The 16606-nt window shown below is 52.9% G+C and carries 15 protein-coding genes and 1 pseudogene; 11 read left to right on the top strand and 5 right to left on the bottom strand.

Annotated features, from left to right (window positions below; genetic code table 11):
* Positions 1-112 precede the first annotated feature (112 nt).
* Positions 113-550: pseudogene (locus NFS31_RS09620) on the bottom strand (ABC transporter substrate-binding protein); the annotation flags it as partial.
* Between the two features lie 164 nt (positions 551-714).
* Between NFS31_RS09620 and NFS31_RS09615 the strand changes: the two are divergent.
* Both NFS31_RS09615 and NFS31_RS09610 read left to right on the top strand, forming a co-directional pair.
* Complete coding sequence (locus NFS31_RS09615; protein ID WP_251494072.1) at positions 715-1026, top strand: YerC/YecD family TrpR-related protein; 312 nt, start codon at positions 715-717, stop codon at positions 1024-1026.
* A gap of 324 nt (positions 1027-1350) precedes the next feature.
* A complete protein-coding gene (locus NFS31_RS09610; RefSeq protein WP_251494068.1) occupies positions 1351-2235 on the top strand; it encodes a YitT family protein in 885 nt (294 codons plus the stop codon).
* A gap of 20 nt (positions 2236-2255) precedes the next feature.
* On the opposite strand, the gene NFS31_RS09605 is transcribed toward NFS31_RS09610, so the two are convergent.
* The gene (locus tag NFS31_RS09605) at positions 2256-2867 is read right to left on the bottom strand and encodes a DUF1836 domain-containing protein (RefSeq protein WP_251494065.1); all 612 of its coding nucleotides are present in this window, start codon (positions 2865-2867) and stop codon (positions 2256-2258) included.
* Between the two features lie 396 nt (positions 2868-3263).
* Here NFS31_RS09605 and htpG point away from each other — a divergent pair, with 396 nt between their 5' ends.
* Together htpG and NFS31_RS09595 are read left to right on the top strand one after the other, a co-directional pair.
* Complete coding sequence (htpG, locus tag NFS31_RS09600) at positions 3264-5267, top strand: molecular chaperone HtpG (protein ID WP_251494061.1); 2004 nt, start codon at positions 3264-3266, stop codon at positions 5265-5267.
* Between the two features lie 140 nt (positions 5268-5407).
* Positions 5408-6361 (top strand): CPBP family intramembrane glutamic endopeptidase, encoded by a 954-nt coding sequence (locus tag NFS31_RS09595; RefSeq protein WP_251494058.1) that lies wholly within the window; start codon positions 5408-5410, stop codon positions 6359-6361.
* A 73-nt stretch (positions 6362-6434) separates the two neighbouring features.
* On the opposite strand, the gene NFS31_RS09590 is transcribed toward NFS31_RS09595, so the two are convergent.
* Positions 6435-6635 carry a hypothetical protein gene (locus tag NFS31_RS09590; RefSeq protein WP_251494055.1) on the bottom strand — a complete coding sequence of 67 codons (201 nt, stop codon included), beginning with the start codon at positions 6633-6635 and terminating at the stop codon, positions 6435-6437.
* A 207-nt stretch (positions 6636-6842) separates the two neighbouring features.
* On the opposite strand from NFS31_RS09590, the gene NFS31_RS09585 reads away from it, so the two are divergent.
* Positions 6843-7682 carry a DegV family protein gene (locus NFS31_RS09585; protein WP_251494052.1) on the top strand — a complete coding sequence of 280 codons (840 nt, stop codon included), beginning with the start codon at positions 6843-6845 and terminating at the stop codon, positions 7680-7682.
* A 124-nt stretch (positions 7683-7806) separates the two neighbouring features.
* Positions 7807-9120, top strand: a complete 1314-nt coding sequence (locus NFS31_RS09580) for a CapA family protein (protein WP_251494049.1) — start codon at positions 7807-7809, stop codon at positions 9118-9120.
* Here NFS31_RS09580 and mnmL read toward each other — a convergent pair.
* Positions 9075-10061: a tRNA modification radical SAM protein MnmL/YtqA gene (mnmL, locus tag NFS31_RS09575; protein ID WP_251494046.1), complete on the bottom strand. Its 987-nt coding sequence runs from the start codon at positions 10059-10061 to the stop codon at positions 9075-9077. The two genes, NFS31_RS09580 and mnmL, sit on opposite strands and share 46 nt — an antisense overlap.
* Before the next feature lie 125 nt (positions 10062-10186).
* Entirely contained in the window at positions 10187-10363 is a 177-nt protein-coding gene (locus NFS31_RS09570; protein ID WP_251494043.1) for a hypothetical protein, read from the bottom strand.
* A gap of 297 nt (positions 10364-10660) precedes the next feature.
* On the opposite strand from NFS31_RS09570, the gene NFS31_RS09565 reads away from it, so the two are divergent.
* From NFS31_RS09565 to NFS31_RS09545, 5 genes are all read left to right on the top strand, one after another.
* Entirely contained in the window at positions 10661-10843 is a 183-nt protein-coding gene (locus NFS31_RS09565) for a type II toxin-antitoxin system HicA family toxin (protein ID WP_129177151.1), read from the top strand.
* Between the two features lie 39 nt (positions 10844-10882).
* Positions 10883-11296 (top strand): type II toxin-antitoxin system HicB family antitoxin, encoded by a 414-nt coding sequence (locus NFS31_RS09560; protein ID WP_251494039.1) that lies wholly within the window; start codon positions 10883-10885, stop codon positions 11294-11296.
* Positions 11297-11657: 361 nt separating this feature from the next.
* Entirely contained in the window at positions 11658-12947 is a 1290-nt protein-coding gene (locus NFS31_RS09555; RefSeq protein ID WP_251494035.1) for a galactokinase, read from the top strand.
* A gap of 44 nt (positions 12948-12991) precedes the next feature.
* Positions 12992-13657: a cytidylate kinase-like family protein gene (locus NFS31_RS09550; RefSeq protein ID WP_251494032.1), complete on the top strand. Its 666-nt coding sequence runs from the start codon at positions 12992-12994 to the stop codon at positions 13655-13657.
* Between the two features lie 23 nt (positions 13658-13680).
* Entirely contained in the window at positions 13681-16446 is a 2766-nt protein-coding gene (locus NFS31_RS09545; RefSeq protein ID WP_251494028.1) for a translation factor GTPase family protein, read from the top strand.
* The last annotated feature ends 160 nt before the right edge of the window (positions 16447-16606 follow it).

Genomic DNA, 16606 nt, shown 5'->3' with positions numbered 1-16606 from the left:
GCTATGAGACGGAAACAACCTTTTCCTTATATTTAAAACCCTTTAAATCCGGGGCTTTCCGGCTTGTCCACTCGTAAATCCCTCTGATGTGTTCCCATGTTACATCGTGGCTAGGCATACCGCCCGCACGGCCTCCCAGCACCTTTTTTCCCTTTAAATCCTGCCAGGAAAAGTCCTCCTGCGGCGTCCGCCCCACCAGAAAATTTCCGGCCCGCTGGGTGAGCTGGGCGAAATTGACGGCATAGTCGTCCGAGCCCTGCTGATAGACGTAAATGCTGGCCTCTGAGCCCATAAAGCCGATGTCCGCATCGCCGGAGATGAGGGCTGTCATGACCTTATCCGCGCCGGCCCCGTTGACGAGGGTCAAATCGATGCCCTCCTCTTTAAAATATCCGAGCTCAATCGCCGCGTACTGCGGGGCGTAGAAGATCGAGTGGGCCACCTCATTTAAGGTAACCGAAGCCGTCCCGGCGCTGCCACTGCTCTGGCAGCCGGACAGAGAGGCGGCCAGAACGCCGGCCGCCACCAGCACAGAAATCCATTTTTTCATGATACTCTCCCATTATTTCGTTATGTATTAAGATATTAAGGAAAAAAACAGAAGGTGCCTGTTTAAAAGTGGGGAAATCTATGGACTTCAAAACTTTAGTATGTTAAAATATAACATACGGTTGTTTTTTGGGTAATTATGGTTGGATTAAAGAGGTGCGTTACATGAACAAGAAACTCAAGACAGAGGCGGTGGATCACCTGTTTCAGGCGATCCTGACTTTGGAAAGTACGGAGGAATGCTACAGCTTTTTTGAAGATGTCTGCACAGTGAATGAGCTGTTGTCCTTCTCCCAGCGCTATGAGGTGGCAAAGATGCTGCGGGAGAAGAAAACCTACCTGGAGATTGCAGAGAAGACAGGGGCTTCCACAGCGACGATCAGCCGCGTAAACCGTTCCCTGAACTATGGGAACGATGGATACGATATGGTATTTAAGCGCATTACAGAATCAGAGGAGGCGGCGGAGGATGACTGAGGGCTGTTCGGCCTGGATATAATAAAGATAAAAACCGGGGACCAGGAGGTCCTCGGATTTTGAGTTTTAAGGGGATTTTTTTGCATTAGCGGACGAAAGCGCCTGTCTGCGGCGGGATTTTGAGAGTACATTATGATGTACTCTCGGAATCTCTCTGCGCCTGCTTTTGCGGCTGATTTTCCGCCAGATGCACCCAAATTTAATCAACGTACGCTCCACGTACGCCTCATAAATTTGTGCACATCTGACAAAAAATCATCTCACAAAATCAGGCACAGCAAGATTCCGAGAGTACATTATGACAGAAAGGAGAATCATCAGATTATGAAATGGTTATCAAAAAAACAGGGGACGGCAAAGGATTGGATCTGCGATATTCTGGGGGCGCTTCTTCAGGCTTTGGGCGTGTGGTGCTTTGTAGAGCCGTGTAAAATCGCGCCGGGCGGCGCGTCGGGGATCGCGCTTTTAATCAACCACTTAAGCGGGTGGCCGGTGGGAACCCTGTCGCTTTTGATCAATGTGCCGCTGCTTGCAGGCGCTTATTATCTGCTTGATCGGAGGATGGCGAAAAAGACGATACGCACGGTGATCATTATGACAGTCCTGCTTGACATGTGCGTCGCTCCGATTGTTCCGCAGTATGAAGGGGATCGCCTGATCTGTTCCGCTTTCGGAGGAATCTTAGTGGGCGCGGGGATGGCCCTGATCTTTATGAGGGATTCGACCACAGGCGGCGGGGATATCCTTGCAAAGCTCCTTCAGAGGCGCTACCCGTACATGCATACCGGGTATGCAATTATGATCATCGATATGATCATTATCGGCTCTTCGGTTGCCATATTCGGCAATCTGGAATCCGCCCTGTACGGGATTATATCCATGGTCTGCATGACACAGACGATTGACGCCATTCTCTATGGCATGAATAAGGGAACCATGGTCACGATCATTTCCCCGCAGAACCATGAAATATCCAGGGAGATCATGCGGGGGATCGACAGGGGCACGACGTTTTTCAAAACCATCGGGGGATTTAGCGGCGAGGATTCCCGGACGCTGATGTGCGTGGTGGATCGCAAACAGTTCCATATGGTAAAGGAGATCATCGACCGCTGCGATCCGAAAGCATTTGTGATCGTGTCTGAGACAAAGGAGGTATACGGGGAGGGATTTTTAAATGATCCGAGGGAAGAGGCGCAGGAAATATAGACGCGTGCGCCCCGATGCTGTCATGTTTTTTTCTTTTTAGGAGGATTTTCCTCGCGCAGCTGTTCGGCCAAAAGCTCAATCATCTGCTTTTTCAGATAGACGTCGAACGCCAGCTCGCAGATAAAGGCAAAGAGCCGCAGGTATTCCCGATCCTCGTATCCGGCGTCCGCAAAGGTTTCGGAGGCGGCGTGGAATTTGGCCCTGACATCCTCTTTTAAACGCCTGCGCTGCTCCTCTTCGAGAGAAAAAATCTCCTCATACAGAGCGGACAGCTCCGGGACAGAGCCCTTGTCAAAATGGCGTTCGCTGATGGGGGAGAGGAGCTGCTCAATGTCATGGAAGGAGATGACATTTTTAAAATAGTAGATCAGGATCAGCATGATAATGTGGTTTTCTGAGTATTTCTTCTTCACAGGCGGTGGGAAAAGGCGGTTTTTGGCGTAGTTGTTGATCATGGTTTTGGTCAGAACCGTCTCCCCGTCCGCGCGCCCGGAGGCGGATAAGTGGGAATCCATAAATGTGGTTACCTGATCCATGTATAAGTCAATGCCAGGGATATCAGAGGCGTGGATCCGGGTCAGGCTGTCCAGGAAATCCATCAGCTCCTGCAGGCGTTCTTCATTCGTTTTCATCGTTGTTCACCTCATACTTTATTATATAGTTTTGGAAACGGGATGGCAAGCGGATTTATGAGGGGAATTTGTGAAAATGTTGCGGGCCACGTAGTGAGTCGGAAAGAGGACGCCAGAGCCGGCTTCTATATCCAAAAGAACCCCCGCTTCTGCCCGGAGAAAAGCGGGGTTCCGTTGGATATAAGACCTTCCCCTGGCGGCCCTTTCACGCTCAACCACAGCCGGCGTATTTATAGAAACATCCGCCGCTCTATCTGTAAACAGCAAAATTATCAGCACTCAATACATATGAGTGCTGATTTTCTATTGACATCTTCCATAATGCGTATTAGAATATGTAATACGACATACGAACCAAAGCGATTATGATTCTAAATAGAAAAAGGAGTGTGCAACATGGCTGCAAAATCAGGAAGTTTATCAATTAACAGCGAAAATATTTTCCCAATCATCAAAAAATGGCTTTATTCGGATCACGATATTTTTTACAGGGAGCTGATTTCCAATGGCTGCGACGCGATTACGAAGCTGAAAAAGCTGGAGCTGATGGGCGAATATACGAAGCCGGAGGATCTGGAGTACAAGATTCAGGTGACCGTGGATCAGAATGCCAAGACGATTATGGTAGAGGATAACGGTATCGGCATGACGGCGGAAGAAGTGGAAGAGTACATCAATCAGATTGCCTTTTCCGGCGCGCAGGATTTCTTAGAGAAGTATAAGGACAAGGCGAATGAGGATCAGATCATCGGCCATTTCGGGCTGGGCTTTTATTCAGCGTTTATGGTGGCGGACCGGGTGACGATTGATACGCTGTCTTATAAGGAAGATGCAGAGCCGGTACACTGGGAGTCTGAGGGCGGCACGGAGTTTTCCATGGATACGGGCGATAAAGAGCAGAACGGCACGCGGATTACCCTGTATCTGAACGAGGACAGCCATGAATTCTGTAATGAGTACCGCGCCCGCGAGGTGATCCAGAAATACTGCGCTTTCATGCCGGTGGAGATCTTTTTGGCCAACGCTTCCGGAGAGCCGGAGTATGAGACAATTGAGAAGGACGAGCTGACAGACAAGGATAAGGTGATTGAGACCATTATTGAGGAGGCGAAGACCGAGGAGAAGGAGAACGAGGACGGGACGAAGGAGACGGTTGAAGTTTCCCCGAGAAAGGAGAAATATAAGATCGCCAAGCGCCCGGTTGCATTAAACGACATCCATCCGCTGTGGAACAAGCACCCGAATGAGTGCAGCGAGGAGGAGTACCGCGAGTTTTACCGCAAGGTATTCATGGATTACAAGGAGCCGCTTTTCTGGATTCATCTGAATATGGATTATCCGTTTAATTTAAAGGGCATCCTGTATTTCCCGAAGATCAACATGGAGTATGAGAGCATTGAGGGAACGATCAAGCTGTACAACAACCAGGTGTTTATTGCGGATAACATTAAGGAAGTGATTCCGGAGTTCCTGATGCTCTTAAAGGGTGTGATCGACTGTCCGGATCTGCCGCTGAACGTATCCAGGAGCGCGCTGCAGAACGACGGGTTTGTTAAGAAAATATCGGATTATATCACGAAAAAGGTGGCGGATAAGCTGTCCGGCCTGTGCAAGACGGATCGCGAAAACTATGAGAAATACTGGGATGACATTGCTCCGTTTATCAAATTCGGCTGCTTAAAGGATGAGAAGTTCGCTGAGAAGATGGACGAGTATATTATCTTCAAGAATCTGGATGGCAAGTATCTGACCTTAAAGGACTGCGGGGAGCGGGCGAAGGAGGAGAACCATGAGAATAAGATTTTCTATGTGACGGATGAAAAGGAGCAGAGCCAGTACATTAACCTCTTTAAGGAATCCGGCCAGGATGCGGTGATCCTTCCCCACAGCATTGACAGCCCCTTTATCGGCCATCTGGAGCAGAAGCATGAAAATACGAAATTCCTGCGCATTGACGCGGATGTGAATGACACCATGAAGGAGGAGGTAAAGGAGGACGAGCAGGAGGACTTAAAGAAGAAAGAGGAAACCCTGTCCGGCATCTTTAAAAAGGCTCTGGGCAATGACAAGCTTGAGGTTAAGGTGGAGAAGCTAAAAAATGAGTCCCTTTCTTCCATAATCACGGTGTCCGAGGAGACGCGGCGCATGCAGGATATGATGAAGATGTACAATATGTACGGGATGGATCCGTCTGTGTTTGGCGGTAGCGGGCAGGCGCTTGTATTAAATGCCAACAACCATCTGGTTCAGTATATCCTGGAGCACGAGGACGGGGAGAATACGCCAAAGATCTGCGAACAGCTCTACGACCTGGCTCTGTTAAGCCACGGCTCCCTGACGCCGGAGAGGATGAGCGGTTTCATTGCGCGGACGAATGAGATGATGGGCCTGATGCTTTGATGCAGCTATCGTGAACGAGAAAATCATTGGCCGTTCACAATAGGTTTGATACTGTCATGCTGCGGGCGCAGAGAGGACGCAGGTAACCGTTCAGGCCGTCTGAACGGTTACGGCTGCAGAAATCCGGATGGGGGTAAAAGATGGAGGAAATCCGCGCGGAGGAAAGCGGTTATAACGGAAATGAAGATATGGCAGGGCGGTACAGGAGATATGTCCGCAGGATGTGTTCGTGCCTCGGGTGGGCGCTGACAGCCGGTTTGGTAATTTCTACGGGAATCGGACTGATCTTTTCGTACTTTGGACTGGATTATGTGCCGGCCCCTGTGGTGACGCTGATCGGCTACGGCGCGGCGGCCCCTGCGTATTTCATGCTCCTGTCCAGGGTTCCGGCATCGGTTCCTGAAAAGAAAAAGATGCGCCTTCGTAAATTTATCATGTTTTACGTGCTGGCGCAGGGATCGGGGTATGTATGCAGTATTCTGGGCAATCTCATCAATGCGGCGGTCGCCGCGGCGACGGGGCATGATATGTTTCAGATGAACCCGGTCAACAGCATGCTCATGGATCTGGACTGGATCATGATTCTCTATATAACGGTCCTGGGCCCTGTCATTGAGGAATATATTTTCCGGGGATTTCTCTTAAACCGGCTGCGTCCGTTCGGGGAAAAAGCGGCGATCCTCTTTTCAGCCCTGGCGTTCGGGCTGTTTCACGGAAACCTGACGCAGGCGCTTTATGCCGCGGCTATCGGTCTGGTTCTGGGATATGCCGCCGTAAAAACGGCGCGTATGCGCTATAACTGCCTTCTGCATATCTTAATCAACAGCGGCTCCACGCTTCTGGCGCTGAATTTAAACGGCAGCCTGATACGGCAGCTTATTATCAGCGTTGCGACACTGTTTGCCATGGGGGCCTTTATTATCGCCTCGATCGTGATTCTGTGCGTCAACGCGCGGCGCGTTAAGCTGGCGCCGGGAGAATGGCCGGCCGGCGTCGCATACCGGGACTTTGCATCCGCTATGTATGTAAATCCGGGGATGATGTGCTTTATGATTCTGAATGTGATTCTGATTGGGCTTTATTTATTCCTGTAAGGCGGCATGGAAAGGCCCGGATGTGTAATCAAAGAAGCCGGAAAAGGAGGGCTCTTTTTTCCGGCTTCATACATTATCGCGCCATGGATATAATTTCTTCAATGGTATAGTCAGGCTGTTCATATTTTTCTTTCGTGTAATCGCCGGTTCCGCCATGATCAAATTCTTCCAGATATCTGGCCATGCCAATCGGTCCGAGAGCCCTGGTTAATGCCTCGGTTCCCGCCCTTCTGATTTCACTTGGTTTTGTCAGGTTCATGGTCTGTGTCATCATAATATACTTTCAATAAAAACACTCTTTTTCGGATACATTAAAAAGCTTGCCGGCGCCGGCTGAGAATTGATTCAATATCTCTGCGGTTATTGTTATTATACCAGAAAAAGTATGAAATACAAGACCGCTTGACTTTATTCTGAACCGTTACTATAATAAATAGTAATCAAAACTATGTGATATGTATCGCATATCAGGAGGAGTCTTATGGAGTACAGGATTATTGGAGACAGTTGTCTGGATTTGCCGGCGGAGCTGAAAGGGGATCCGCATTTCCGGACAATCCCCCTTACGCTGCAGGTGGGAGAGACTGAGGTAATAGATGATGCGGCCTTTGACCAGGCATCGTTCCTTAGGCTGGTGAAGGAGACGGACGCATGCCCCAAGACGGCCTGCCCGTCGCCGGAGAGCTTTAAGGAGGCGTTTGACTGCGACGCGGACTGGATTTTTGTGATCACCTTATCCAGCCATTTAAGCGGCTCTTATAATTCCGCGGTTCTGGGAAAACGGATTTTTGAGGAGGAGCGCGGGCAGGAGAAGCGGATTGCGGTGATTGATTCCGAGTCGGCCTCCGCCGGGGAGCTGAACATCGCGCTGCGGATCCAGGATCTGTGCGGCCAGGGGCTTTCCTTTGACGAGGTTGTGAAGCAGGCGGAGGAATACCGCGATCATCTGGGCACATACTTTGTGCTGGAATCGCTTGATTATCTGCGCAAAAACGGCAGGCTGACAGGGCTGAAAGCTTTTATTGCGACAACGCTGAATATTAAGCCTGTGATGGCCAGCGATCACGGCGTGATCGTAAAACTCGACCAGGAGAGGGGACTGAATAAAGCCCTCAGCCGCATGGCGAAGATTGCGCTGGAGCGCGGCGGAGATACATCGGCAAAGCGTCTGGTGATCGCGCACTGTAATAACAGGGCGCGGGCCGAGCGGGTGCGCGACGAGCTGCTCGCCAACGCCTCCTTCCGGGATGTGGTGATTACGGACACAGCCGGCGTGGCCACGGTATACGCCGGGGACGGCGGGATCATTGTGACGCTGTAAGACAGTATCGCATTGTTCAGGAATGAAGGCAATACGCCTGGGAATCAACGTGGAATCTGCCTTTTTACTGTAACAGTTCCGGTTGTCTGAACGGTTACTTTTTACATGCTACAATGGAGAATGGATGAGACGAAGAAGATTTAACACGTTATGGCTGCTGCCGCCAGTGATCCTGGCGGCGCTCTTTATATGGGCCGTTGCCGGGCAGCTCAAATACAGGCCGGTGAAAACTTCAGTGACGCGGATATACGGTTCCGGGCAGGGGCCGGAACCGGGAGAAAGCCGCGGACAGGGCAGCGGAAACCGCCCGGGCGGATACGGGACGCCGGAAGGGGAGGCTGATTCACAGGCCGCGCTCCTGCTGTCGGGAGACGTTTTTGCAGGGCATGCGGGCGCGGGTGTTTCCGGCGCTGGAGAGGCATCCGTTGCCGGGAACGGGGAGATGGACGGAGAGAGCCATGACGCGCCGGGAGCCGCCGGGGACGCTCCCGGCGCGGATGAAATCAGCCTTTTATTTGCAGGCGATATCTATCTGTCGGATCATGTGCTGAACGCCTATGATCAGGCGGGCGGCATTGCGGGCGTTCTGGACGAAGGGCTCAGGGATGAGATAGCCGCCGCGGATCTGTTTATCGCGAATCAGGAATTTCCGTTCAGCGACCGCGGCGCGCCGGCGGCGGATAAACAGTTTACGTTCCGGCTTCCGCCCGCGCGCCTTACGGTGCTGGAGCAGATGGGAGTGGATGTCGTGACGCTGGCTAATAACCACACGCTGGATTATGGGCAGGACGCGCTGTTAGACACATGCGCCCTGCTGGACGGGGCGGGGATTGTGCGGATCGGCGCCGGAGCGGATATAGACGAGGCCGCGAAAGCGGAAATTCTGGAGATAAAAGGAAAACGGATCGGTTTTCTGGCCGCCTCAAGGGTGTACCCGGACGGAAGCTGGGCAGCGTCCGGCGCGCGGCCGGGGGTGATGTCCACCTATGACCCGGCGATGCTGCTGGAAGCGATCCGCAGGCTGCGCCCGGACTGTGATTATCTGGTGGTCTATGTACACTGGGGGATCGAGCGCAATACGTCGCCGGAGGCGTACCAGGTCACGATGGGCCGCCAGTACATCGACGCCGGGGCGGATCTGGTGGTGGGCAGCCATCCGCATGTGCTGCAGGGGATCGAGTATTATAAAGGAAAGCCGATCCTCTACAGCCTGGGAAACTTTGTATTCGGCAGCTCCATACCGGAGACGATGCTGGTAAGGGTTGAGCTGGGCGAAGGGACAGGCGCGCTTTCTCTGGTTCCCGCCGTCTCATCCGCGGGCTTTACACGGCAGATGGACGCCGCAAAGCAGGAAGATTTTTTCCGGCGCATGGAGGGGCTGTCCACAGGTGTTCAGATAGAGGGCGGCGCGGTGCTGCCGTCAAACCATTCCCCCTGAAATGCGCCGCTCTCTCGAAGCATCTTCTGGAAGGCGCCCAGAAACGCTTTTTTATCGCGCGTCCAAAGCGGCGCGATCAGGAGATGCTTCGGGCCGTCCCCGCTCAGGCGGTGGATCACAATGTCCGGCGGCAGCAGGCGGATACAGCAGATGAGGAGTTCGATATACTCCCCGCGGGACATGACGGGAAACGGCTTTTCCTCATAAAGCCCGGCCAGCCGCGTCCCCTTAAGCACATGGAGAAGCTGCAGCTTGATCCCGTCGATCCGCGGCATAAATCCGGCTAAGAACTTAACGGTTTCAAGCATCCGCCCCCGATCCTCGCCCGGGAGGCCCAGGATCACATGCACAACCACCGCAAGGCCGGCAGCCTTTAAGCGCCTGGCCGCGTCCGTAAAGCAAGAAAGCGGATACCCCCGCCCAACCGCGGCCGCCGTATCCTCATGGATGGTCTGCAGCCCCAGTTCTACCCAGACAGGCTTCACTGTATTCAGCCGCCCAAGCAGCGCCACCGTCTCATCCGGCAGGCAGTCCGGCCGTGTGGCTACAGAGAGCGCGGCGATATCCGGATGGGAGACAGCCTCTGTAAAAAGCGCCTCCAGGTAATCCACAGGCGCATAGGTATTGGTGTAAGACTGGAAATACGCGATATAGCGCCCGCCCTTCATCTTGCCCTTCACTCTCTGTTTGGCGGCCTCGATCTGCTCCGTGACAGACGCGTGCAGCGGCTCGGCGAAATCCCCGGATCCCCCAAGGCTGCAGAAGCTGCATCCCCCTGTCCTGGCTGTCCCGTCCCGGTTGGGGCAGGACATGCCGCCGTCGAGAGCCAGTTTATAGATCTTTTCACCGAATGTTTCCCTCAGATAATCATTCAGGGACCGGTAGGGGGAGAATGTTTCAGGGGCGGCGCTGGAGGGCGTATTTGGGAGGAATTTATACATTTGGGAATGCGCCTCCTTTCATATAGGGAGGGATCTTGAAGGGGCCGCCTGGGACAGACTGCCTTGCCGGAAGGCCGTATGGAATATTGCTAAGTGTGATTATATTGCCGGAACTTTTCTCTGCCTTACTCTTTTTTACAAAGCGGATTTTCTTTGGAGTATGCAACCGCCGCATTGTTAAATTCATCAGAACTCATATTGTCAAACCGTTCCCGCTGCCATTTCGTATAATCGAACCGTTCCCTGTTAATCACAGCAATAAACCTCTCTGTCTCCACTACTCCAAGTTCTCTGACAGACAATGAATCCCTCTGTTCATAATTTGCGTTTGGTCATCATATGGACGGTTGAAACAGCAATTATCTAAATATATTTTCATGTTCACCTCTTTTTCGTTCATTATATACTTCCACAAGAAAATTTACAAGGTCTGCATCATTTAAAAATCCCCTTCGTGACAGCCCTTGCTACTGTTTACACACCCCTGCCAGCCTGTTTTCTATCCTATCTTCTGTAAAATACGTATAATTTATACGCAAAAATTATTGAAATACGCATAAAAAAGGCGTATAATACATAATATACGAGGAGGGCACAATATGACAGTTCGGGAAATACTAAAGGTGCTTCGTAAAGATGGATGGTACACCACCAATCAGGAAGGATCCCACATAAGCCTAAAGCACCCAACAAAGCCCGGAAAAGTCACAGTACCAAATCACAACGGGGACTTGAAACCGGGAACACTAAACAGCATTTACAAGCAGGCGGGGCTTAAATAGCCCTACTGCCTGCGATTATCATAGAAAGGAGCGTAATTTATGCAGAATTTAACTTATTTTGCAGTTTTTGAACCATCAACAGACGGATCATATAGTATCTACTTCCCTGATTTACCCGGATGTATCAGTGTTGGGGATAATCTGGAAGAAGCTGCACGCATGGCAGCAGAGGCCGCAAGCCTCCATGTTTACAGTATGGAATGTGACAATGAGGAAATTCCCACTCCATCCGTGAACCTCTCCAAAGAAGATACAGAGGGAAATGTTGTAATGCCTGTTACAATCCACCCTGATTTATTCCGCATGAAAAAGGATAATGAGCGCATCAAGACAAACATCACTCTCCCTGCATGGCTGAAAAGGATTGCAGAAGAACAAAAGGTAAACTATTCCCGGCTTTTGGAAACTGCCCTGATTGATTATCTGCAAATACCCATGTCCGGCAGACAATAAGCCTTTGCCCTGCTGTCCCACGCTATATATCAGATACCAGGCAGCAGGGCTTTTCAATCTGTATTTGTTTGTATGGTTCTGCTGAATGAAACATTCTCAATCCCCCAGCAGAGCTGGGGAGAATCGTGTACGCAAGTGGCGATAAACAGAGTACCAAAATAAAAATCCCCATCGTATATTAGGTGTAGGCCTGGCAAACGACCCTGGAAAACAAATTCTATACAAATTCCCAAATATCATATTGAGCCTTCCGAACCGGAATGATATACTGTAAAGGAAAGAAGAAACAGTCCCAACCAGCCTGAGCCAGTCTTAAAGCTTACCCCGGCGGCGGACGAGATGGAAAAAGGAGAAGACAGCAATGAAAATAAGTGAAACGCTTAAGGCGCTTGATACGGAAAACGCGAAAAAGCTCATGGCAGAGCTCTACACGCAGGCAGGCGCCGATGAAAATACGGATCGCTACCGCCATGTGGCGAACGGCTTTAAGGAGGCGTACGGGGATCAGGATATCCTTTTATTCAGCTCTCCGGGGCGCACGGAGATCAGCGGGAACCACACGGATCACAACCACGGGAAGGTCCTGGCCGGCAGCATTAACTTAGACTGCGTGGGCGCTGCGGCGAAGAACGGGACAGATACCATACGGATTTTAAGCGAAACCTTTAACCAGAAATTTATCATCAGCTTAAAGGATTTAAAGCCCAGCCCCGGAATGTCGGGAACCATTGACCTGACGAAGGGCATTTTGAAGGGCTTTCAGGAAAAGGGCTATCAGGTGGGCGGCTTTGACGCGTTTATCACGAGCAATGTGATCAGCGCGGCGGGCGTCAGCTCCTCGGCGTCTTATGAGATGCTGATCTGCTCCATGGTGAATACGCTGTTTAATGACGGGGCCATGGATGTGGTGGCGTATTCCCATATCGGGAAATATGCGGAGAACCATTACTGGAACAAGGCGTCAGGGCTTCTGGATCAGATGGCCTGCGCGGTCGGCGGCCTTGTCACCATTGATTTTAAGGATCCGGAGAAGCCGCAGGTTGAGAAGCTGGATTTTGATTTCGGGGCGCAGGATCACAGCCTGGTGATTGTGAATACAGGAAAAGGCCATGCGGATCTGAGCGCGGATTATTCATCTATTCCCAATGAGATGAAGAAGGTGGCGGAGTATTTCCACAAGGAAGTATGCGCAGAGATCGACGAGGCGGCGGTGATTGCCGAGATGGCGCAGGTGCGCGCGTTTGCCGGCGATCGCTCTGTGATGCGGGCTCTCCATTTCTTTGAGGAGAACAGGCGCGTGGAAAAGCAGGTAAAGGCGCTGAAGGAGAATGATTTTGCCGCGTTTTTAAAGGAGATCACCGAATCCGGGAATTCGTCGTGGAAATGGCTGCAGAATGTGTACACCACGGCCGACGTGCAGGAGCAGGGGATCAGCATCGCCCTGGCGCTTACGGAACTTTTCCTGGCCGAGAAGAAATGCGGCGCGTGCCGCGTGCACGGCGGCGGCTTTGCGGGCGTGATCATGGCCATGCTTCCGAACGGGCTGGTGGATGAATATGTGGAATACATTGAGAAAGCAATCGGCGCAGGGAACGCGTACAGGATGAACATACGCCCGTACGGCGCGATCTGTGTCAGCGACAGACTGTAAACGCGATATAAAAAAGAGCCGGTGATCCGGGGAAAGGGAACGCGATGGGGAATCAGAATCTTATTATTACCATTGAAAGAGAATACGGAAGCGGCGGCCGCATTGTAGGGCGGCGGCTGGCGGAGGAGATGGGGCTTCATTTCTACGATGATGATATTATCAAGCTGGCCTCTGAAAAAAGCGCGGTGGGGGAGCAGTTTTTCCGCCTGGCGGATGAGAAGGCGGGAAATAACCTGCTGCACCGCCTGAGCGGCGGGAGGGTGGATGTGTTTTCCAAGCCCTCCGTGGACGGCAAGCTGACTTCTCCGGAAAACCTGTTCAAATTTCAGTCCGAGGTGATACGGGAGCTGGCGGAGAAGGAGTCCTGCGTGTTTGTGGGCCGGGCCGCGGGCTTTGTGCTGGATCAGGACGAGGAGATCGAGCGCCTGGTGCGGATCTTTGTGTATGCGGATAAGGTGAAAAAGGTGCAGCGGACCATGGAGGTGGACTGCATCGACGAGGAGAGGGCGAAGCGCCGGGTGAAAAAGATCGACCGGGAGCGCAGAGAGTATTTTAAGTATTACACAGGAAGCGAATGGCATAACATCAAGAATTACGATTTGCCGATCAATACGACGCGGCTGACGCTGGAGGAGACAGCGGAGCTGATAAAGAGCTATATCCGGATCAAAGGATTTACCTGGCCGGCAGACGCTTCCGGGCAGCCGTAGATGAGAGAGGTGCAAAAAGGCAGATGAAAAAACTGGCGGTGGGAATCCTGGCCCATGTGGACGCAGGAAAGACGACGCTCTCAGAGGCCATGCTTCTGACCGGGGGAATGATCCGGCAGGCCGGGAGAGTGGATCACGGCGACACGTTTCTGGACACATATGAGCTGGAAAAGCAGCGGGGGATTACAATATTTTCAAAGCAGGCGGCGCTGAAATGGGACGGGATGGATGTAACGCTTCTCGATACGCCGGGCCATGTGGATTTTTCGGCGGAGATGGAGCGGACGCTGCAGGTGCTGGATTACGCGATTCTTGTGATCAGCGGCTCTGACGGCGTGCAGGGGCATACCCGGACGCTGTGGCGGCTTCTTGCAAGATACCAGATACCTGTTTTTTTGTTTGTCAATAAAATGGATCTGGCCGTTGGCCGGCGCGAGGCTCTTTTAAAGGAGCTTAAGGAGGAGCTGGACGAAAACTGCATGGATTTCGGGGCGCCGCGCACGGAGGAGTTCTATGAAAATGCGGCGGTCGGTTCAGAAGAGGCCCTGGAGCAGTTCCTTGAGACAGGGGAGGTGACGGACGGCCTGCTACGGCAGATGATCAGCGGCAGGCAGATATTCCCCTGCTATTTTGGCTCGGCGCTGCGCGTGGACGGCGTGAAGGAATTTATGGAGGGCCTGGGAGAATATACCCGGATGCCGGATTACCCGGCGCAGTTCGGGGCCAGGATCTTTAAGATCGGAAGAGATCCGCAGGGAAACCGCCTGACCTATTTAAAGATCACGGGCGGCCGCCTGAGCGTGAAGGATGTCTTTGACGGGGAAAAGGTGAACCAGATCCGGATCTATTCCGGCGATAAATTTGAGGCCGTGAAGGAGGCGGGGCCGGGCGCGGTCTGCGCCGTGACGGGCCTTTCGCGGACCGCGCCGGGAAAAGGGCTCGGAGCCGAACAGTTCCAGTCCTTCCCGGTGCTGGAGCCGGTCCTTACGTGCCGCGTGGAGCTTCCGGAGGGGATCGACGCGGCCTCCATGCTGCCAAAGCTTAAGCAGCTCGAAGAGGAGGAGCCGGAGCTGCGCCTTGTCTGGGAGGAGACGAAACAGGAGATTCACGCCCAGATCATGGGAGAGATCCAGATGGAGATCCTAAAGAGCCTCATCGCCCGGCGCTTCGGCGTGGATGTGACATTCGGGGAGCAAAGCATTGTCTACAAGGAGACGATTGCCGGCACAGTGGAAGGCGTGGGCCATTTCGAGCCGTTGCGCCACTATGCGGAGGTTCACCTGCTTTTAGAGCCGGGCGAGGAGGGAAGCGGCCTGTCCTTTGCCACGGCCTGCAGCGAGGATCTCTTAAGCCGCAACTGGCAGCGGCTGATCCTGACCCATTTGGAGGAAAAAGAGCACAGGGGCGTCCTGACCGGAGCGCCGATCACGGATATGAAGATCACGCTGGTATCCGGGCGGGCGCATATCAAGCACACAGAGGGCGGCGATTTCCGCCAGGCCGTGTACCGGGCCGTGCGCCAGGGCCTCAGAGAGGCAGAGTCCGTGCTTCTGGAACCCTTTTACGACTTCTCGCTCGAAATACCGGAGCGCTTCACCGGAAAGGCCATGACAGATCTCGAACGCCTTAAGGCGCGCTTTGAAGCGCCGATGATAGAAGACGGCCGGGCGATCCTCCGGGGAAGCGCCCCGGCGGCCTGCATGGACGGCTATCAGGCGGCTGTTACGGCCTATACAGGCGGCCAGGGCCGCCTTGAGTGCGCATTCAGGGGCTACGGCCCCTGCCACAACCCGGAGGAGGTCATCGCCGCCGCCGGCTATGACCCGGACGCGGATCTCGAAAATCCCTGCGGTTCCGTCTTCTGCATCCACGGAGCGGGCTTTATGGTGGAGTGGGATAAGGTAAAAGAATACATGCACATAGAAGCCATGTCCGCCGCGGACGGACAAACGCCAAAGCTCCGCACAGACGCCAGGCAGGACGCCGCCAGCGGACTCCCCGGAGCCGCCCGCCGCTCCCCGGAAGAGCGTTTCATCGGCACGGACGAGGTAGACGCGATCCTTGCAAGGACCTTCCACGCAAACAAAAAAAGCGATACCTACGCATCAAAAAAACGCTGGGGAAGCCGAAGCAAAGCCTCAACCTCCGCCTCTGCCCCCGGCCCGCACCCCGCAGGCTCCTACGCAGAAAGCTACTGGCGGGGCTCATCCTCCCATGCCGACGCCCCGGGATCCGATAAAGGCAAAACCGAAAAACCCTCCGGAAAAAACACGTCCCTCCAAAAAGACTACCTCCTGGTAGACGGCTACAACATCATCTTTGCCTGGAAAGGACTCAAAGAGCTGGCGGACATCAACATCGACAGTGCCAGAGGCCGTCTCCTCGACATCCTCTGCAACTATCAGGGCATGAAAAAATGCAGCGTCATCGCCGTCTTCGACGCCTACCGCGTCCAGGGCCACGCCACCGAAATCCTGGACTACCATAACATCCACGTAGTCTACACCAAAGAAGCCGAGACAGCCGACCAGTACATCGAAAAATTCGCCCATCAGAACGGCAGAAAATACCGCGTCACTGTAACCACCTCCGACTACCTGGAACAGATCATCATCCGCGGCCAGGGCTGCGGCCTCCTCTCCGCGCGCGAGCTGGAAGAAGAGATCGAAAAAATGAGCATCCAGATCCGCGAGGAATGCAGCCGCCCGGAATCCGGCTCAAAACGCTACCTGTTCGATTCCGTTCCGGAGGATGTAAAACGGCAGATAGACGGGCTGCCTAAGGGATAAAATGATAAAATAGTGCGGCATTAATTCAATATTTAGTCTGATATTTGGCTGATAATATTGTAAAATCCACACGTTTACCACAATATGACAGAATATATATTAATTATTCGCTGTACATGATAATTATATTATCTTCGGCCGGACAGCCACGTAGCCGGAA

This window comes from Otoolea muris, assembly GCF_943193115.1.
GTDB lineage: Bacteria > Bacillota > Clostridia > Lachnospirales > Lachnospiraceae > Otoolea > Otoolea muris.
This window is presented reverse-complemented; position numbering and strand designations above follow the sequence as displayed.

Excerpts from the sequence above, each read along its gene's own strand:
- NFS31_RS09615 (WP_251494072.1), top strand. The coding sequence starts at position 715 with ATGAACAAGAAACTCAAGACAGAGGCGGTGGATCACCTGTTTCAGGCG.
- NFS31_RS09610 (WP_251494068.1), top strand. The coding sequence starts at position 1,351 with ATGAAATGGTTATCAAAAAAACAGGGGACGGCAAAGGATTGGATCTGC.
- NFS31_RS09605 (WP_251494065.1), bottom strand. The coding sequence starts at position 2,867 with ATGAAAACGAATGAAGAACGCCTGCAGGAGCTGATGGATTTCCTGGAC.
- htpG (WP_251494061.1), top strand. The coding sequence starts at position 3,264 with ATGGCTGCAAAATCAGGAAGTTTATCAATTAACAGCGAAAATATTTTC.
- NFS31_RS09595 (WP_251494058.1), top strand. The coding sequence starts at position 5,408 with ATGGAGGAAATCCGCGCGGAGGAAAGCGGTTATAACGGAAATGAAGAT.
- NFS31_RS09590 (WP_251494055.1), bottom strand. The coding sequence starts at position 6,635 with ATGATGACACAGACCATGAACCTGACAAAACCAAGTGAAATCAGAAGG.
- NFS31_RS09585 (WP_251494052.1), top strand. The coding sequence starts at position 6,843 with ATGGAGTACAGGATTATTGGAGACAGTTGTCTGGATTTGCCGGCGGAG.
- NFS31_RS09580 (WP_251494049.1), top strand. The coding sequence starts at position 7,807 with ATGAGACGAAGAAGATTTAACACGTTATGGCTGCTGCCGCCAGTGATC.
- mnmL (WP_251494046.1), bottom strand. The coding sequence starts at position 10,061 with ATGTATAAATTCCTCCCAAATACGCCCTCCAGCGCCGCCCCTGAAACA.
- NFS31_RS09565 (WP_129177151.1), top strand. The coding sequence starts at position 10,661 with ATGACAGTTCGGGAAATACTAAAGGTGCTTCGTAAAGATGGATGGTAC.
- NFS31_RS09560 (WP_251494039.1), top strand. The coding sequence starts at position 10,883 with ATGCAGAATTTAACTTATTTTGCAGTTTTTGAACCATCAACAGACGGA.
- NFS31_RS09555 (WP_251494035.1), top strand. The coding sequence starts at position 11,658 with ATGAAAATAAGTGAAACGCTTAAGGCGCTTGATACGGAAAACGCGAAA.
- NFS31_RS09550 (WP_251494032.1), top strand. The coding sequence starts at position 12,992 with ATGGGGAATCAGAATCTTATTATTACCATTGAAAGAGAATACGGAAGC.
- NFS31_RS09545 (WP_251494028.1), top strand. The coding sequence starts at position 13,681 with ATGAAAAAACTGGCGGTGGGAATCCTGGCCCATGTGGACGCAGGAAAG.